This is a genomic window from Marinobacter sp. UBA2498, assembly GCF_002341575.1.
In the GTDB taxonomy this organism is placed as follows: Bacteria; Pseudomonadota; Gammaproteobacteria; order Pseudomonadales; family Oleiphilaceae; genus Marinobacter; species Marinobacter manganoxydans.
Window position 1 is genome coordinate 18,480 of sequence record NZ_DDOI01000030.1, and the last position, 956, is coordinate 19,435.

Annotated in this window: 2 protein-coding genes; one reads left to right on the forward strand and one right to left on the reverse strand. The window is 59.0% G+C overall.

Annotated features, from left to right (window positions below; all coding sequences use genetic code 11):
- The coding region (locus B2W52_RS03170; RefSeq protein ID WP_286801226.1) for a 16S rRNA (uracil(1498)-N(3))-methyltransferase at positions 1 to 433 on the forward strand (433 nt) is incomplete at its 5' end.
- 13 nt (positions 434 to 446) lie between these two features.
- On the opposite strand, the gene B2W52_RS03175 is transcribed toward B2W52_RS03170, so the two are convergent.
- On the reverse strand, positions 447 to 956 hold a 510-nt coding region (locus B2W52_RS03175), incomplete at its 5' end, for a DUF808 family protein (RefSeq protein WP_286801228.1).

Sequence of the window (956 nt, forward strand, 5' to 3'; positions counted from 1 at the left end):
CGCTGCCCTCGGTGTGAAGGATCTCTGGCTGATCAACAGCTACAAGGTCGAGAAAAGCTTCTGGCAGACGCCATGGCTCTCAGACGAACAGCTTCGGGAGAACCTCACGCTGGGGCTGGAACAGGCAAAAGATACCCTGATGCCACAGGTGCATATCCGAAAGCTGTTCAAACCCTTCGTGGAAGATGAGTTGCCGGCGCTATTGGCGGATAAACGAGCCCTGGTAGCGCATCCCGGCACAAGCACCCCCTGCCCTGTGCACCTCAACCAGCCGACCGTGCTCTGCATTGGCCCGGAGGGTGGCTTCACGGCTTACGAAGTGGGCAAACTGGAAGAAGCCGGCTGCCAGAGCGTGCATCTCGGCCCCCGTATTCTGCGGGTCGAAACCGCGGTACCGGTACTGGTGAGTCGGCTGTTCGACGCCTGCCTCTAGAGCCCCGGCCTTCTCAGGCGTTCCTCGCCTGCCACCATCGCGTCAGTGGCGTGATAATGGCCACCAGTAGCGCACCTGCCAGCACACCGAACAGGCCATTGGCCACCGTTGGCACGAGCACACCAGCCACACCACTGAAACCCTCGGCAAAGTGATGAATAGCGTCGTATACCGGCGTCAGTCCGTGGGTAAGAATGCCACCACCCACCAGAAACATCGCCAGAGTGCCCAGGATGGAGAGTGTCTTCATCAGATAGGGGGCCAGCCAGAGAATGCCTGAACCCAATTGCTGGAGCACCGGGTTCTCTTGCTGACTGAGGTAGAGGCCGCCGTCGTCCAGCTTTACGATCCCAGCCACCAGGCCGTAAACAAAGACTGTGATCATAATCGCCACCACCGCCAGCACCATGAACTGCATGCCGATGGTCTGGGTCGTTACCGTTCCGAGGGTAATGGCAATGATTTCGGCAGACAGAATGAAGTCGGTGCGGATGGCGCCCTTGATCTTGTCTTTCTCGATCGC